The 1,487-nt window shown below is 68.5% G+C and carries 2 protein-coding genes; both read left to right on the forward strand.

The features are described 5' to 3' along the window. Window positions 1-193 precede the first annotated feature (193 nt). The gene (locus ACFU7Y_RS43895) at window positions 194-694 is read left to right on the forward strand and encodes a GNAT family N-acetyltransferase (protein WP_380772061.1); all 501 of its coding nucleotides are present in this window, start codon (window positions 194-196) and stop codon (window positions 692-694) included. Window positions 695-832: 138 nt separating this feature from the next. After that, a partial coding sequence (locus ACFU7Y_RS43900) for an IS701 family transposase (RefSeq protein WP_380772063.1) occupies window positions 833-1,487 on the forward strand: 655 nt, incomplete at its 3' end.

Genomic DNA, 1,487 nt, shown 5'->3' on the forward strand with positions numbered 1-1,487 from the left:
CAACCCCACACCGTTCACCTGGACCAAAACCGCAGAGGAGATCCTCGACTCCCTCGCCCGATTCTGCCGACGAATCTCTGGCGCAGGACACTAGTACTCCAGCTGTAGATCGTGATGTGCCATGGTCTTGGGGCTGTCTGCCGCTGATGGAAAATCAGGTGGTCTCGGCGCGCCGTCTGGGTAGAGTTGCGCCGTGCCCGAGCTGAAGCAGCTGGATGCTGGCCATGCCCCGGCGGTCCTGGCATTCGAGCTGGCGAACCGTGCCTACTTCGCTGCCTCGGTTCCCGACCGGGGCGACGAGTTCTACGACCAGTTCGCCGACCGGTACAGCGCCTTGCTGGCTGAGCAAGAGGCCGGCATCTGCGCCTTCTACGTGCTGGTCGCCGAGGATGGCTCGGTTCTGGGCCGGTTCAACCTGTACGACTTGGAGGACGGCACTGCCAACCTCGGCTACCGGGTCGCGCAGCACGTCGCCGGCCGCGGCGTAGCAACCGCGACCGTCCGGGAGTTGTGCCGGCTGGCGAGGGCGCGGCACGGGCTGCGCACACTGCGGGCAGCCACCGCTCACGCCAATGCCGCGTCCCAGAAGGTGCTGACCAAGGCCGGGTTCGTCCCGGTCGGCCCGGCAGACCCGGCCGACCTCAGCGGTAAGCCAGGCACCTGGTATCAGCGCGACCTGGCACTCCAGTCATAGACCGTGATCTTGCCGGTGGACCGGCTGCGGGATGGCTGCGGCCACCTTGATCATCGGTGTGTGAAGATTGAAGATCATGCGGTGGCCGCAGGTCACAGCGTAGACCCTGCTCGATGGCAAGAGGCGTTCGAGGGCCTGATGGGCCGGATAGCCGGCCGGTTCTCCCGGGTCGAACCCCGCCGCCGGGTGCGGCAGTTGGTCCTCGGATTGCTCTCGGACCTGCCGCGCAAGAACTGCTGGACCATTGCCGAGCACACCGGTGACGCCACCCCGGACGGCTTGCAGCATCTGCTCGGCCGCGCCAAGTGGGACGCCGACCGGGTCCGCGATGACCTGCGCGAGTTCGTCCTGGAGCACCTGGCGGACCACCAGGCGGTGCTCGTCGTCGACGAGACCGGAGACCTGAAGAAGGGCACGCAGACCGTCGGCGTCCAGCGCCAGTACACCGGTACCGCGGGCCGGATCGAGAACTCCCAGGTCGCGGTCTACCTCACCTACACCTCCCGGCACGGCCACGCCGCCATCGACCGTGCCCTCTACCTGCCCAAGTCCTGGACCGGCGACCGGGACCGCTGCGAGCGGGCAGCCGTGCCCGACGACATCGGCTTCTCGACCAAGCCGCAGCTGGCTTGGCAGATGATCGAACGCGCCCTGGACTCCGGTGCCCCGGCCGCGTGGGCGGCCGGCGACGAGGTCTGCGGCGACAACCCGCACCTGCGCGCGGCCCTGGAAAGGCGCGGGCTCGGCTACGTGCTTGCGGTCTCCCGCACGCACCGCGTCCCTACCCCGGCCG

The organism is Kitasatospora sp. NPDC057542 (assembly GCF_042801945.1).
Lineage (GTDB): Bacteria > Actinomycetota > Actinomycetes > Streptomycetales > Streptomycetaceae > Kitasatospora.